At 63.0% G+C, this 15,667-nt stretch carries 12 protein-coding genes; 4 read left to right on the top strand and 8 right to left on the bottom strand.

What is annotated here, in order from left to right; genetic code table 11:
• Positions 1-14: 14 nt before the first annotated feature.
• Positions 15-689, bottom strand: coding sequence for a hypothetical protein (locus AC5P56_RS15660; RefSeq protein ID WP_014645470.1), 675 nt, complete (start codon positions 687-689; stop codon positions 15-17).
• Between the two features lie 40 nt (positions 690-729).
• Complete coding sequence (locus AC5P56_RS15655; protein ID WP_032957598.1) at positions 730-1,248, bottom strand: hypothetical protein; 519 nt, start codon at positions 1,246-1,248, stop codon at positions 730-732.
• A 212-nt stretch (positions 1,249-1,460) separates the two neighbouring features.
• Between AC5P56_RS15655 and AC5P56_RS15650 the strand changes: the two genes are divergently transcribed.
• From AC5P56_RS15650 to AC5P56_RS15640, 3 genes are all read left to right on the top strand, one after another.
• Positions 1,461-3,950, top strand: coding sequence for a DEAD/DEAH box helicase (locus AC5P56_RS15650; protein WP_126411570.1), 2,490 nt, complete (start codon positions 1,461-1,463; stop codon positions 3,948-3,950).
• A complete protein-coding gene (locus AC5P56_RS15645; protein ID WP_495231783.1) occupies positions 3,947-4,969 on the top strand; it encodes a ribonuclease H-like domain-containing protein in 1,023 nt (340 codons plus the stop codon). Before AC5P56_RS15650 ends, AC5P56_RS15645 begins: the two co-directional genes overlap by 4 nt.
• A 78-nt stretch (positions 4,970-5,047) precedes the next feature.
• Positions 5,048-5,368: an I78 family peptidase inhibitor gene (locus tag AC5P56_RS15640; protein WP_495231782.1), complete on the top strand. Its 321-nt coding sequence runs from the start codon at positions 5,048-5,050 to the stop codon at positions 5,366-5,368.
• Positions 5,369-5,434: 66 nt separating this feature from the next.
• On the opposite strand, the gene AC5P56_RS15635 is transcribed toward AC5P56_RS15640, so the two are convergent.
• The 5 genes from AC5P56_RS15635 to AC5P56_RS15615 all read right to left on the bottom strand — a co-directional run bounded on the left by AC5P56_RS15635 (position 5,435) and on the right by AC5P56_RS15615 (position 12,748).
• Positions 5,435-7,423, bottom strand: coding sequence for a M56 family metallopeptidase (locus tag AC5P56_RS15635; protein ID WP_495231781.1), 1,989 nt, complete (start codon positions 7,421-7,423; stop codon positions 5,435-5,437).
• 3 nt (positions 7,424-7,426) lie between these two features.
• A complete protein-coding gene (locus tag AC5P56_RS15630) occupies positions 7,427-7,813 on the bottom strand; it encodes a BlaI/MecI/CopY family transcriptional regulator (RefSeq protein ID WP_014645465.1) in 387 nt (128 codons plus the stop codon).
• A gap of 1,076 nt (positions 7,814-8,889) precedes the next feature.
• Positions 8,890-10,233, bottom strand: a complete 1,344-nt coding sequence (locus AC5P56_RS15625; protein WP_495231780.1) for a hypothetical protein — start codon at positions 10,231-10,233, stop codon at positions 8,890-8,892.
• On the bottom strand, positions 10,230-11,390 hold the full coding sequence (locus AC5P56_RS15620; protein ID WP_495231779.1) for an ATP-binding domain-containing protein: 1,161 nt from the start codon (positions 11,388-11,390) through the stop codon (positions 10,230-10,232). The genes AC5P56_RS15625 and AC5P56_RS15620 overlap by 4 nt, the downstream gene beginning before the upstream one ends.
• 2 nt (positions 11,391-11,392) lie before the next feature.
• Positions 11,393-12,748: a serine/threonine protein kinase gene (locus tag AC5P56_RS15615; RefSeq protein WP_495231778.1), complete on the bottom strand. Its 1,356-nt coding sequence runs from the start codon at positions 12,746-12,748 to the stop codon at positions 11,393-11,395.
• 1,047 nt (positions 12,749-13,795) lie between these two features.
• Here AC5P56_RS15615 and AC5P56_RS15610 point away from each other — a divergent pair.
• Positions 13,796-14,917: a serine hydrolase domain-containing protein gene (locus AC5P56_RS15610; RefSeq protein ID WP_495231798.1), complete on the top strand. Its 1,122-nt coding sequence runs from the start codon at positions 13,796-13,798 to the stop codon at positions 14,915-14,917.
• Here the strand turns inward: AC5P56_RS15610 and AC5P56_RS15605 are convergent.
• Entirely contained in the window at positions 14,852-15,664 is an 813-nt protein-coding gene (locus AC5P56_RS15605; RefSeq protein ID WP_075075917.1) for a hypothetical protein, read from the bottom strand. The genes AC5P56_RS15610 and AC5P56_RS15605 overlap by 66 nt on opposite strands.
• Positions 15,665-15,667: the final 3 nt, after the last annotated feature.

The following is a 15,667-nucleotide window of genomic DNA, read 5'->3' as shown; positions in this document are numbered from 1 at the left end:
CCGTCATGCGTCCTTCAGCGTTTCCCCGCGCGCCGGTACACGCCGTTGAAGCGCACGTTCATGCCACCGCATTCGCTGTTGTCGGCCACGATCAGCACCTCGCCCAGCGAGTGCACGCGCACCCGGCACGTGTCCTCGACGAACTCGACATCAGCACCACGCGGCGTCGCGCGCGCTTCCACCTGGCCCATGTTCGGGCCATACGGGCGCTGTTCCGGCGTGGGGTTGGCAGAAGGCCAGTAGGCGTCGCCATCCACATGCAGTTGTCCACCCTGCACGGTGATGCGCAGGCCGTTGTCGCCGTCTTTCCAGTGGCCCACCCAGTCCTGCAGCGTTGGCACGGCCACCGGCAACGGCTGCAGCTTGCTGCGGTCCACCCAGCCGGCGCTGCCACCCACCTTGTTCGGGAAGAACGCACAGCGGTAGCGGCCAAGGTCGCGACCGGTCACCACCGTATCGCCGTTGACCACATAGCTGCGCTGGCGGCAGGCCGGTTCGCCCTTGGCGGGGCACCCGTCCATGTCGCCGAGCAGATACAGGCGCGGTGCGTCGACCACCCGCGCCAGCGCGAACCGGCTCTGTTCGGAGGGGAACGCGCCATTGCGGCACGCGCCATCACCGGCGATGCCGGCAGCAAAGGCGGACGCGGGCAGCAATGCAGCCAGCAGGCAGAACGAACGCAGGAACATGGCAGCGCTATCGGTTGAGGAACCGGCAGGATATACCGGCCTACTTCACCGGCGGTGCATCACCGGCATCCTGCTGCTGGGAGAACCGCAGCGCACGCTGCCGCTGTTCGGCACTGAGCTCAGGCGGTGGCCGGGCGATGGCGGACTGGATCTGGTCGGGGCCACCGGTGAGCTTGTTCAGGCCCCGGCCCGCCGCCAGCACGCCCTTGACCACGCCCATCATGATGTAGCCGCCGCCCATGCTGACCTGCTCCGGTGACGGTGGCTCGCTCCAGTCGCGGCTGAAGCGGTTGTCGCCGAACTTCACCGGGTTCTTGAAGCGGTACAGGTCCAGCGGCTCGTCGTCGGGCTTGAGTGCACGCACCTCGCCGAGGGTGGTGACGTTGTCCTGCGGCAGGGCGGTGGAGATCGGCGCGGTGGCTGCTGCCGGGGCATCAGCAGGGGGGACGGGTGCAGGATCGGGCACCGACACCGGCGCGGCCTGCTGCGCCTGCGCGATGCCGGCCAGCAGCATGCCGGCCAGGAGTGCTCCCTGCGTTCCACGTCGTGCCACAGCCATCCGCCCTGTTGGTTGCGTCCAGCGCCCAAGGATACGGATGCCGGCTTCAGATTTCGTTGCTGCACTGGCAGCTGTTCAGCCAGGGGAGATGCGGCGGCGCCACGGGACGCGAGCACTGAACGGTTCACGCCCTCCGTGTGCGATGTCTCACATCCTGAGACGTGGATGTGGTGCCATGTGACCCCTCGCAATCCGTCCCGGCTCCACTTTCCATGGCTTACGAACTCGCCAAGCGCACCGCCGATGCCGAGCAGAAGCTCGCCACCCGCGATGGCCTGCCCGCCCGTGACGGCGCCCTGCTCAGCGCGCGCCTGCAGCGCCGCTACCAGGACCGCATCACCGGCAGCTTTGCCATTCCCGGCCGCGAGGGCCGCTATGCCCCCATTCCCGATGCGGTACCGCCGGCCCTGGCCGCGGCCCTGAAGGCACGCGGCATCGAGCAGCTCTACAGCCACCAGGCCGAGGCCTGGGAGGCCAGCCAGCGTGGTGAGCACGTGGCCATCGTCACCCCCACCGCCAGCGGCAAGTCGCTGTGCTACACCCTGCCCGTGGTCAGCGCGGCGATGCAGGACAAGGCCAAGGCGCTGTACCTGTTCCCGACCAAGGCGCTGGCACAGGACCAGGTGGCCGAGCTGCTGGAACTCAACCGTGCCGGCGATCTGGGCGTCAAGGCCTTCACCTTCGATGGCGATACCCCGGGTGATGCGCGCCAGGCGATCCGCCTGCATGGCGACATCGTGGTGTCCAACCCGGACATGCTGCACCAGGCGATCCTGCCGCATCACACCAAGTGGGCGCAGTTCTTCGAGAACCTGCGCTACATCGTCATCGACGAAGTACACACCTACCGCGGCGTGTTCGGCAGCCACGTCACCAACGTGCTGCGCCGGCTCAAGCGCATCTGCGCGTTCTACGGCGTGCAACCGCAGTTCATCCTGTGCTCGGCCACCATCGGCAATCCGCAGGCGCATGCCGAGGCGTTGATCGAGGCACCGGTCACCGCGATCACCGAATCCGGTGCGCCCAGCGGACCGAAACAGGTACTGCTGTGGAACCCGCCGGTGATCAATCCGGACCTGGGCCTGCGCGCCTCGGCACGCTCGCAGAGCAACCGCATCGCGCGCATCGCGATCAAGTCCGGGCTGAAGACCCTGGTGTTCGCGCAGACCCGGTTGATGGTCGAAGTGCTGACCAAGTACCTGAAGGACATCTTCGACCACGACCCGCGCAAGCCGCCGCGCATCCGCGCCTACCGTGGCGGCTACCTGCCCACCGAGCGCCGCGAGACCGAGCGTGCGATGCGCGCCGGCAACATCGACGGCATCGTCAGCACGTCGGCGCTGGAACTGGGCGTGGATATCGGCAGCCTGGACGTGGTCATTCTCAATGGCTATCCCGGCAGCGTGGCCGCCACCTGGCAGCGCTTCGGCCGCGCCGGTCGCCGCCAGCAGCCCGCGCTGGGGGTGATGGTGGCCAGCTCGCAGCCGCTGGACCAGTACGTGGTGCGGCATCCGGACTTCTTCGCCGAGGCCTCGCCCGAACATGCACGCATTGCACCTGACCAGCCGCTGATCCTGTTCGACCACATCCGCTGCGCAGCCTTCGAACTGCCGTTCCGGGTTGGCGATGGCTTCGGCCCGATCGATCCGGAAGTGTTCCTGGAAGCGCTGGCCGAAACCGAAGTCATCCACCGCGAAGGCGAGCGCTGGGAATGGATCGCCGACAGCTATCCGGCCAACGCGGTGAGCCTGCGCGCGGTGGCCGACGGCAACTTCGTGGTGGTCGACCGCAGCGACGGCCGCCAGCAGATCATCGCCGAGGTCGATTATTCCGCCGCCGCACTCACCCTGTACGAAGGCGCCATCCACATGGTGCAGTCCACGCCCTACCAGGTGGAGACGCTGGACTGGGACGGCCGCAAAGCCTATGTCACCCGCACCCATGTGGATTACTACACCGACAGCATCGACTTCACCAAGCTCAAGGTGCTGGACCGTTTCGACGGTGGCGTGGCCGGCCGTGGCGATTCGCACCATGGCGAAGTGCACGTGGTGCGTCGCGTGGCCGGCTACAAGAAGATCCGCTATTACACCCACGAGAACATCGGCTATGGGCCGGTGAACCTGCCCGACCAGGAACTGCACACCACTGCGGTGTGGTGGCAGCTGCCGCAGGCGCTGCTGCTGCGCGCGTTCGCCAGCAAGCAGGATGCGCTGGATGGCTTCCTTGGCGCCGCGTATGCCCTGCACATCGTCGCCACCGTGGCGGTGATGGCCGATGCGCGCGATCTGCAGAAGTCAGTCGGCAACGGCGATGGTGCCTGGTTCGCGATCGCCGACCAGAGCGGCCGTGGCCAGCTGCGCGGCAGCGAAGGCGACCCTGGCGCGGTGGAGCTGCTGCAGGAGTTCGTGCCGACCGTTTATCTGTACGACAACTTTCCTGGCGGCGTTGGCCTGAGCGAGCCGCTGTGGCAGCGCCAGGCCGAGCTGGTGCAGCGCGCGCGCGAACTGGTGCAGCGTTGCGACTGCAAGGCCGGTTGCCCGGCCTGTGTCGGCCCGGTGCTGGCTGCACAGGAGGAAGATGAAACCTCGCCGCGCGCGCTGGCGCTGCGCGTGCTCGACCTGTTCGACGCAGAAGCCTGCCAGCACGTGCGCGACCTGGTGGTGACCACGCGCGAGCCGATGGAGCTGCTGGCACCGTGAGCCTGAGCCTGGACAAGCTGCGCCTGCTGCGGAAGCAGGCCGGCGACCCGAAAGCAGTCACGCCGGTGGCACCCGAACCGCCCCCTCCGGCGCCGGCCCCGGTAGCCGCCAACGATGCACGGCAGCCACCGGCAGAGCGCTCGGTGTTCGCCTGGGTCGAACAGGAAATCCGCCACAAGCCGACCGGCGCTGCCGCGCCTGTGACGGCCGCCGCACCGTTGCGTCGACCGGAAGTGGGCAGCCTGCACCGCCTGCTCGGCCTGCGCTCGCGTGGTGGAGCCGCACCGGCACGCGCCAGTGCCCAGGATCGCCAGCTCCCCGGCGAGGAAATCGCGCCGGGGCTGTTCCTGATCGAGTCGCTGCAGCCGCAACCGATTCCCGCAGAACCGCTTTCCCTGGCTTTCGCCAGGCGCGAGCACGAGCACGTCGCCGCGCGCGACCTGCTGTTCTTCGATACCGAGACCACCGGCCTGGCCGGCGGCACTGGCACCCGCGCCTTCATGATCGGCGCCGCCGACTGGCATGTGTGCCCGCAGCGTGGCGAAGGCCTGCGCATCCGCCAGTTGCTGATGTCGACGATGGCCGCCGAGGACGCGATGCTGGACACCTTCGCCCGCTGGCTGCAGCCGTCCACCGTGTTCTGCAGCTACAACGGGCGCAGCTACGATGCGCCGCTGCTGAAGACGCGCTACCGGCTGGCCCGCCAGCGTTGCCCGATCAGCGCGCTGGATCACGTCGACCTGCTCTACCCGACCCGCCGCCGCTATCGCGGCACGTGGGAGAACTGCAAGCTGTCCACCATTGAGCGCCAGCTGCTGCGCGTGGTGCGCGAGGATGACCTGCCTGGCTCCGAAGCCCCGGGCGCATGGCTGCGTTTCCTGCGCGGCGGCGATGCGGTGAACCTGCGTCGGGTGGCCGACCACAACCATCAGGACGTGGTCACCCTGGCCCTGCTGCTGCAGCGACTGGTGCGCGAGGAGCAGCGCGAGCGCGAAACACTGGCGCTGGTCGGGCGGTAATGGCCCAGGGCCGCGTTGACATGCCCTGACGGTGGCAGCGGTGACACTGCCGCCACCATCCACGCCTGGAGCCCGACGATGCGCCTCAATCCGCTTGCCCTGCTCGCCATCCTGCCGCTGGCCGCCTGCAGCCACGCCGGCAGCAGCACCACCCACGATGCCGCACCGGCACCGGCACCGGTGGCCGATGCCGCCCACGAATGCAGGCCGGAAGCGCTGGAAGCCTTCACCGGCAAGACCGCCGACGAGGCCACCATCAAGAAACTGGTCGCCGATAGCGGTGCCCGCAACGCGCGCGTGGTCAAGCCGGGCATGGAGGTAACCATGGACTTCCGCCAGGACCGCGTGACGGTGCAGGTGGACGGTCAGAACCGGATCGAGCGCGCCAGCTGCGGTTGATCAACCCAGTGGGTGCCGGCCACTGGCCGGCACCCCACATTGCCGGCCAGCGGCCGGCACTACCAGTCAGAGTCGCTCGGCCTTGCCGCTGGCCAGTGCGCGTGCGATCACCTGCTGCGCCTGCCGCGACGCCTGCTCATGCACGCGTGCCTGACGCTCACCCAACGCAGCCTGCCGGCTGCCCAGCGCCGCCTGGCGGCTGGCCAGTTCAGACTGCTGGCTGGCCAGGCGCTGCATGCCGCGGGTGTGGGTGGCCCGCGCGGTTTCGTTGTCCACTTCCTGCATCGCACGACGTGCCTCTGCAGCAGCCTCACGTGCAATGGCCGCATCGTTGGTCGCGCCCCGCGCCGCCTTCGCCGCTTCTGCCGCCGCTTCGCGGTTGATGTCATGCGCGGCCACCGCGCTGCGCGCAGCCTCGGCAGCGGCCAGTGCCATGCGGCGCGCCTCCTCGCCCTGCAGGCGGCCCATCTCGCCCATCTGCCTGCCGAGTTCGCCCTGCTGGCGACCCAGCGCACTCTGTTGGCGGCCCAGTTCGCTCTGCTGGCGGCCCAGATCCGCCGCGCCGCTGTAGGCACGCTGCAGGCTCTGGATCATCATCGGGTCTCGCACCACGTAGCGCTTGTCGCCCTTGCGGAACCACAGCGCCGGACCCTTGCCGAGCTGTCTGCGGGCCACCGTCACGTCGTCCATGCCGCCGTTGGCGAAGGTCGAATCGCCATCTACCAGCACGAAGGCCTCCGGCGGCGATTTGCCCAGGTCCAGGCGGCCGTAGGTGGTGATGGAAGTGGTGCGGGAGGTCGTGTGTTCACTGTGCATGCCGGTATCGACATCGACATCCGCATCCACGTCGACCGTCACATCCGCATCGTCCGGACCTGACAACGCCTCGACATCAGCCGGCTCGGCGGGCGGCGCGGGCGCCACCGGCACGGCCGGAACGCGCGCGGACGAAGGCGGTGCGGGCGGCGCTTTCGGAGCCTTCGGCGGCGGCGGCGGCACGACCTTCGGCGCCGCAGGAGGCGCGGGCGGTGCCGGCGGCACCGGCGCTGCGACCAGCCGCATCGGCGCCACGCCCACCACCAGCACCACCGCAGTCAACGCCATCGCCAGGATGCGCGGGCAGGACCGGCGCGACTGCAGCGAGAGCAGGCGGCGCTTGAGGCTGGTGGTATCCGGTGCGGCACTGGCCACGCCCAGATGCGGCTGCGGTGCCACGCCCAGCTGCAGCAGCAGACGGCCATAGGCCTGGCGGCTGGCACCGTGCTGGCCAACCACCGCTGCATCCACCGCTTCCTCGCGCGCCTGTGCATATTCACGCACCGACAGGCGCAGCAGCGGGTGGAAGAAGAACAGGTGCTGGGCCAGTGCAGGCAGCAGGCCCCATTGCAGGTCACGCCGCTGCAGGTGCTGCAGTTCGTGGGTCAGGGCCAGGTCCAGCGCGTCGCCCTGCAGGGCGTTGTCGCCCGCCGGCAGCAGCAGCACCGGGCGGAACGGCCCGACCAGCTGCGGTGCGTCCACCTGCGTGCTCATCCACAACCGCGGCGCAGGACGCACGCCGTGCGCATCGGAGGCCAGCTGCAGGGCCTGCACCAGCGCCTCGTCCTCGCAGGGACAGGCCGCTGCCAGCAGCGCGCGGCAGCGACGCCACTCACCGAAGGTACGCAGGGCCATCAGCAGCACGCCGGACATCCACAGCGTGGCCAGTGCGACGGCCCACCATGCCACCGCCGGCACGTCCGCGGCGGGCATCGGCATTGCGGCCAACAGCTGTGCCGAGGCCTCCGGGGCCAGCGGGTAGACCATGTCGGCGGCCACATCGGTCGCGCTCATCGCCACCGCCTGCGGCGCCGGCAACCAGGCCAGCTGCAACGGCTGGCTCCAGAACAGGCCGAGCACAGCCTGCAGCGAGACCAGCCACCACAGGCGGCAGCGGGTTGCCGCCGACAGCGACGGCAGCGCGCGGCATACGCCATACACCAGGGCCACCAGCAGCACGGTCTGCAGGCTGGTCCAGCCCAGCCGTTCCAACATCGGGATCAGCATCGTGGTGTCCATGGCTCAGCCCTCGTGGCGGCGCGATTGGAGTTGGGCAACCAGCGCTTCCAGTTCGGCCAGCTCGTTGTCGCTGACCTGCTGGCGCTGCGACAGGTAGGCCACGAACGGCGACACCGAGCCCTGCAGGGTGTTGTCGACGAACTGCGCCACCGCGCCCTGCAGCACGCTCTGCGGGCCACGCGTGGCCTGGTAGCGGTAGACACCGTCCTGCTGCTGGCGCTGAAGATACCCCTTCGCCCGCAGTCGCTCCATCATCGTCAGCACGGTGGAGCGGGCCAGCCCACGGGCCTCCCCGTAGCCACTGGCGACCTCGCCGACCGTGGCCGGCGCATGTTCATCGATGTACTGCAGCAGGGCCAGCTCCTGGTCCCCGATCGTCTTGCCACGCATGACACCACTCCCTTGACTACACGTGTCGCCACTGTCTGCGTGACGACAACTGTAGTCAACCCCCCGGAAGTCATGGGCCGACGAACGGTAGGCACCACCGAGCGCCTTATGCAGTGGCGTAAAGATTGTCGGTTGCGACAAATCGACAAGAATTCTCGGAAAAGTTTGTCGCTCGGCGGCCTGATACCCACTGCCGGACGCGCTAAAGCGACAAATTTAAGAAAAAGGGGGCTCCTCTAACCGCAACAGAGATGAGGGGTGACTGAGACTGACCCAAAGGCGTCGGCTAGTCCCGCACAGTCCCAGCAGCGCCGACTACTTAGCGAGGAGACCTGCCTCGCTTCTTAGAGCGGTGACACTGCCGCTCACCGAATCGCTTGTTCTGTCGATATGCCACCCACAGCGCAATCAATGTGAGCGCTATTGCACCAAAAATGAACAGACTCGCGAAAAGCGTCACTGTTGATATGTGGACAACGAATCCAGGTAGTTCATTGGACGCTCCAAAGCAGAATCATCAGGTACGCATCTGCACTCGTGATCGGGCTGCCGATCGTGCCTAGGCGGCAAGACTAACCCTATTCTTGACCCATGTGATCACGCTCGGTAGCCCAGATTTTTCTCAAACGAAGCATGGCTGCGGGCGCCGTAGCTGCAAGGTGCGTGCACCATAGCTACATTGTGGTGCGAAAGCCTTCCTCGAATTCCCACGCGCAGCGTTGGCTGGCCTGAGGGTCGATCCTGGCCTGTTCCTATCCAGTTCTGTCCAGACCTCTAACGATAGCCAGTCGCTTGTGTTTGCTTATGCCTTGCCACGCCCGTCGCTCGTTGATTGGCAACGACGAGGTGACGCAAGGTTGCTGCCTGCTTCTGGCCGCAGAGAGCCATGGGCCCCAAATCGGACCTCGACCGTCTAGGAACGAGTGGGCGATTCAGGGGGAGCTCGCCCGGGTCCTAGCCAGTTCACGGACAAGCACCCGCCGCATCACCACTCGTGTGTCCGCCTGGTTGGTTGCTCGCTACAAGCTCTCTGGCAGCCTTGCTTTGGCTACCCTCATCCGATGAGGAGCGGCCACTTACTTGCGTAGCCCCTTACGGGAATAAAGGTCCTCAATGTGACCTACAGGGTCCTCAGGGGATAGAGCGCTATAGGCCTCTTCAAGTGCGCGGACTGCGGTCTGAAGCCTCCTTTTCACGAGCTGCTCTCTCCGTTGACGATGTGCAGCCTCATCTCTTTGCGGGCTCACGCTCGACCCTTGTGGCGTGGTCCGAAATGCGCCAACCACCATTGGCGCTAGTTCCACATCCACAGCGGTCCTAGAGCGCGTCCGATAACGAATAGGCTCAAATTTGTGGCTATGAAGCACTCGGAGCTCGGCAAAACCCATATCCGAGAATGAATCCTGATCAGGGCGGAGCCCCTGATTCAAGACGGTGATGCCAAACCCGCTATATTTTCTCAAAGTCTCGGAGGCGCCCAGGATTGAGGTGCACATGAAGTATGCTGCAGAAACCAATCTCCCCCTTGAGTCGTAGCGCCTGGATAAACCATCAAAATCAAAGGAGCCGGGCTCAATCAAACTTATCAAAAAGCCGCCGAGAATAGGGTTCAAATTTCCGGACATCGAGATACTATCAAGAGCCCCAGTGACTATATCGAAGCGGCGCTCTCGACTCTTGGCGTTGGTCGTTCCCCTGACAATTTCAACAAGAGGGTCGGAAAGCAAGTCGAGCTGATGTTCCTGCTCAAGACGGACCCAGCTTTGTATGTACTTACCCAGGTCTTGAGGGGAGATATCGCGTTCACCGTGCATACGAAGCGATTGAACAAACGCACACATCCCCGCTATCCCCACTGCAAAAGACGGATCGATCTGATTATTTAGCAATGCATTAGCTTCAAGCCACCTCTGTGTAATCGTAGCTAGCGCGGCGTCATGCCATCCGAAGTTCGTTGCGCGAGCGCAAACAAACGACAAAGTCTGCCGTACGCTATCAATACCAACGGCACGCAGATCCGAACCTTCTTGGGAAGAGGTAATCTCAAACATCATAAGCCCGACGAAGCCAAGCTCGGCGGCCGGGGCAAGGCCTGAATGCTCGACCCTAAGGATAGATTGAAGGTCAGAGGAGTACCATGTCTTCGTGTTTGAGGTAGCAGGGATCGGCGCTCCTGGAACTGCTAGCATCCGCGGCACGAGGTCTGCTAGATCACGTTCTGACCCAATGATTAAGGTTGGTGTTAGCGGGGCGGCCGCGGTGTCGGCACGCCAGGCAACATACATCTCCCCTTCTCTAAGTGGCATCCGCAAGTCATCTAAAGTACTAAGCCGAGCCTTTTGGTAAAGCTCGTCGAGCCGCCCCATAGAGCGGAAGAAGTCCTTGTAGCTGATATTGACGAACTTAAGGGGCTCAATCATGGGTCGCTTTTTCCGAAGAGATTGTGAATAGCTATCTTTTTCCCGCTTTTCTTAGCTAAGGCAGCAGCGAAGAATGGATGCAGATCTTCTCGGTGGTAGATAGAGAGGGCTGTTTTTGCGCGGGTAATTGCGGTGAAAACCGCCCTTCGCTCGTACTTGGTAAAACGTGCAAAGTCATCGGCCGTCAAAATGTGACAGCACCTAAATTCAAGCCCCTTGGCGGAATGCACAGTACTGACCCATACAGGCTTAGTAGAGTCGAAGTCCGAAGCTAAGCAATTGGTAACTAAGCCTGCCAGTTCGGTCTCTTCGGACAGGGCATCGACAATGGCGCCCACATTATCTCTCAGCGGAACCATCACTCCCACCAACTGTCCCGGGTAGACATTGAGTTGCTTGGCGATACGAGTGGCTGCAGCCTCAATCTGTTCGTTGAAACCGATGCCGGCCTGAACCTCAACGTCACCCGTGTCCCCCTTGTACTGATGAGTTTCCAGCATTGGCTCGTGCCCAAATTTTCCATTCATGACCTTGTCGGCCACTTCAAGTACGGCTGGAGCGACTCGATGATGGTACTTCAAAGCTATGGAGCTGCCCCAATTGTGGTTGGCGAGCCATGCTTCCCCAGTAGCTCCCTCCCCGTAAATGCTCTGCCGAAGATCGGCGGCGCAGTTGAGGTGACGGGCAAGATATCTAAAGATGGAAAGGTCCAGCTCTGAGTAGTCCTGCGCCTCATCAATAAAGAGCACTGGATAGGCGCCTTTCCCTGCGTTCGTGCTCATAAGTTGGCACATTGCCTGTTTGAGAACCTTGTTGCGCTCATCATAGGTTTGGCCGGGGATCCGGGAAGGAAGAGTCCCGTAGTCGGCCAAGACCTGTTCAAACAGCTTTTGCTGAGTCACTATCCTATTCGCCGGATAGTGATATTGATGAGCGCCAAGTCTGATGAAATTCTGAAGAAGCTTCGTAAAACAGACGATATAGAACTCAGTGTCTGGCGACGCGATGAAGAGGTGATTAGCGCGAAGGAGAAGAATATTCGTTTTCCCGCTACCCGGGGGGCCGGAGAGCAACACGTCCTGCTCGACCTCCTCGCCGAGCACTTCAAGTTGCTCGTCCATTAACTGCCCTTCGTTGACCCACCATGTATCGGACATGCCTAGCGATCCCTCTCAGCGAAGAACTCTTCGATGACGCCGATGATCCACTCTTTGAACACGATGTCAAAGCCCTCTAGAGTTCTTAGAGCTGGTCCCAAATGGCTCCATCCTATCCCCGTATCCTCAACCCCCTTAGAAGCGCGAACGTATACATCAACTGTGTCCCGAGAGTCGTGTAGTTGTATCGCGATTTCAATGCGAATCTGAACGTCAAATCCCTTCTCGGGAGCGCGCTCAAAAGTGTAGATGACCCCCGGCTCTGGGTGGGCAGCTGGTAGAACCGAGGTTCTGCGTGAGGGAACGAGTGCGCCTAGATCGCATAACACCTGGTCAAACCTCCCCCTTGCGGCCCGGACAATCTGTTCAACCTGAATCCCTTTGAGGCGTTGCTCTTCTCGAACTAGAACTAGATCCCCCCTATTTGACCTGCCAAGGCCTGCGCGACGCGACAGCGAGGCTGCTCGGGCCTGCAAAGAAAGGCTCGCGTCATTTGCCTCGGAGAACATGAAGTCCTGCCAAGCCAAAAGATTAAGTCTGTCGCCAGGCACCTTCAGAAGGCACCTAGTAGCGACACTGCAAATCGAAGATGGTATATCGTCGGCATGCACTACTACTTGATCATTATCGATAGCGCGGACAAGGTCGGCATTGCGTGACGTTGCGCCCTCGAAGATCGGGGTGCCGGTAATCAGATCATGCATAACGGCGCCAATCTGATAAAAAGTCACCGCACGCCATCCATCTATTGTGTCCTCCTCTTGCCCGTGGATCATTTCGGGGGGGCTGTACTGATGGGTCCCAACAAACGGCTTGTTGGTGAAAAGTGATGTCGCTGAGTCATTGCCGTGCGGCTTAATTACTCCGAAGTCAAGCAAGGTCAGAACATTACACTCATCGTCAATATGTATGTTGTCAGGCTTTATGTCTCGATGCGTGAATCCCCAATCCTCCAGCTGCATCGCCGCGCGTGCCAGCTGTTCCACCAGCATCGATATCCGATCTCTGGGAACGTGTGCCAACCGCTTTGATAGGGGGTCGCCTGCGGCCTTCTCCATCACGACGTATAAATGCCCGGTTTTCTCGCACGACCCCGCGTCAAGCACTCTGACGATGTTCGGGTGATACTTCCCGACAAGTTCACGTTCCCGATTTACCCTGACAACTTGCGACTCTCTTCCGTAGGCTTCAATTAGCCCAGGATGAAAGACCTTAACGATTGCTGATGCGGCGCCGGAATGGGCAGAGAACAGGACCGCTGATTTCCCGTGGGCGACATATTCTTCAATAATCCAGCCCGCAATCTCGCCTTGCCGAATAATGTCTTGCGAAAAAACCTGTGCTTGAGCGGTATCCATAACCCTTAGTATCCTTCTTTCATGTTGCGTAACGAAACCGCTCGGCGTAGATCATGGCCTCATTGTTGGTTCTAGCAGCCTCCTGCAGCCCTGTGTTACTCAGCTGAATATAATTGAAGGACTCGAGGTCAGAGCGTATGACTTCTGCGCTAGCGCCATTCGGGATCCATCTAAACTGGCAGTGTGCAAATAAGTCCTTGCAGACTTCGCTATAACAGACAGAGAAGTCACCAACTGGTTCAATACGTATGAGAGTTGAGGTGGGTTTAACGTAACCCTTCGCGACCTCGCGATCTCCAGTACAAAAAAGCCCGAGCTCTCGATAGCTCATACCAAACTCTTCTGAGAACCATGCACATAGAGTTTCGTGGATATGGAGTGGAGTATCCCGCGGGCGCCTTGTCCGGCCAATGTTCGGGTTACCTATCAGCCCTGAGGTTCCCGAAAGGTATTTCGTGGAATGGGCCCGGTATAGGCCGAGCTGGCCTGGTGGTAGTCCGTAGTTGTCACCGTTCGCCATCGGAAATCTCTTGGTTGTCGCTAGATGTAATGCGCGATGTTAGTTCAATCGGGTCTCTTCGTGCCTTTGTGCTGATCTTCGAGTTGCCGGTTTTCATCAAGGTATCGAGTGCCTCGACTTGAGCAATAAAGGAGTCTATCGCATCCCTGTTTCCTCCCGCCGCGCTTGCGGTTGGCACCCGCCACGTTGATCCTCTTTCACTCTTCCTCACACTACGTGAAGTGATGGAGCCGGGTGGGCTTACCCTTGTTCAGCGGTCAATTTTGAATCTTTGGCCGCCTTCTGGCTCCCAAGTCCGTGAGACAGGGCATTGCCGTACGCGTTGAGGCGCTCACAGATTTCCTGTCCAATCAATCACTTATGCGACCAAAGTGGGCTGCAACTCCTGCGGCGACAAACTTTTTCGAAATTCAGCGTCAATCTTTAATCAACTGCACACGCCTAAACCTTTGACCCGCCCGCTGCATCCGATCTGCAACGCCCCGCTGGAATTCCACATGTCCCGCCCAATGCTCCGTGCCCTGCTCATGCTCATCAGTGCACTGCCCTTCGCCGCCGTTGCTGCCAGCCAGGACCAGGCCAACGACCAGACCCGCCGCCTGATCCGCCAGATCATGCTGGAGCAGCGCATCCCCGGATTGCAGGTCGCGGTGGTCAAGGACGGGCAGATCGTGCTGTCCGAGGCCTACGGTCTGGCCAATGTCGAGAACGGTGTGCGTGCCTCGCGCGACACCCGCTTCCCGCTCAACTCGGCCACCAAGGCATTCACCGGCGTGGCGGCTGCGCAGCTGGCGCAGGAGGGACGACTGGATCTGGACGCGCCGGCCTCGCGTTACCTGGATGATCTTCCGCCAGCATGGAGAGACGTGCGCGTACACCAGTTGCTGGCGCATGCCTCAGGCCTTCCGGACATCCTTGATGCGAACGGACTGCTGGGCGGTGGCTCCGAAGCACAGGCGTGGACGGCGGTGACAGCTCGGCCGCTGGAAGCGGCGCCCGGGCAGCGCTTCGCCTACAACCAGACCAACTATGTCCTGCTGGCACGGATCATCGCGCAGCAATCCGGTATGTCCTCCGAACGTTTCCTGGCCACACGCCAGTTCAGCAGCGCGCGCATGGCCCGCACCACCTTCGGCGACAGCTACGACCTGATTCCGGATGCGGCGACGATGTACAGCCTGGCCCCGCGTGCCACCGATGCTGTGGATGCACCGTCCCGCCTGTCGCACTGGTTCTACGACATACCGCCTTCGCTCTGGGCCGGTGGCGGCATCCTCACCACCGCCGACGACACCGCGCGCTGGCTCGTCGCACTGACCGAAGGCCGTTTGCTGCCGGAGACGGCACTGCGGCGGATGTGGAGCGCAGAGCGCCTCGCTGATGGCCGCGCCGGCCCGTGGGCGGGTGGCTGGGCGGTACTGCGCGCATCGCCCGACCTTCAGGTGGCCGGTATCGGCGGTGCGCGCTCGGCCTTCGTGGTCTATCCCGAGCGCGGCGTGGCGGTCGTGGTGCTGACCAATCTTGTCGGTGCCAATCCGCAGCAGTTCATTCCGCGCATTGCCGACTTCTATGTGCGCGATGCCTCAACGCCCCGTCACGAACGGGTCGGCCTTGCACGGCAGCAACGGGCTGTCATCGCAGGGCCATAGCGCGGCGGGAACGGCCCTGGCCACTTCGAAGTGATCCTGGTTCCAGTGCAGGAAACCGCCGTGGATGGCATTGCCATGGTCGAAGCTGCGTGCATCGGCGGCCAGTGGCTGTTCGGGGTCGGCTTCGGCCACCCAGCGCAGCACTGGCACTTTGTCCAGCACGCCGATGAAGGCGAACAGATCGCCCGCGCCCTTTTCCTGGTAGGCCGTCATGGTCGCCGCATCGGGCAATCCGGCCTGCGCCAGGATGGATGCGGTGACATCCTGCAGCGGTGCGGCTCCCTGTGCGATGTAGGCGCGCATGCCCGTGGTGGTTGCCGGGCAGCCCTGCAGCTGCACCAGATAGCCGGTGGTACCGCCACTGCCGGAGAACGACCGCATCCAATAGCGGAAACGCGGCCCGCTGCGATCAGTAACCATCAAATCCTGCTGGCCATCCTGCGCGGGAATGGAGAGTACCTGCACCTTGCTGGCGCTCTCCACGTTGCACTTCAACTGCGCCAGCACCTGCCTGGCAGGTTCGGGCAGCGTAGCGTAGCGGCCGCCGGGATGGCCGCTGCCGGAAGCCTTCGGCAATGCGGGCAGTCCGCGATCCGTGGGAAGGGTCTGCGCAGGCAGGGCCTCCGGTTTCGCGGCCGAGCTGGCAGTGGGCGCCACCGGCGCGACGCGCTCTCCAGCGGGCGCGCAGGCACTGCAGGCCAGCAGCAGCATCAATGGAACGCTCGGCGTCAACTGCGATCGGATCATCGA

It is taken from the genome of Stenotrophomonas sp. YJH_SMC_131 (assembly GCF_059367975.1).
Note: the sequence above shows the minus strand (reverse complement) of the source record. Positions and strands in the feature narration are given on the sequence as shown.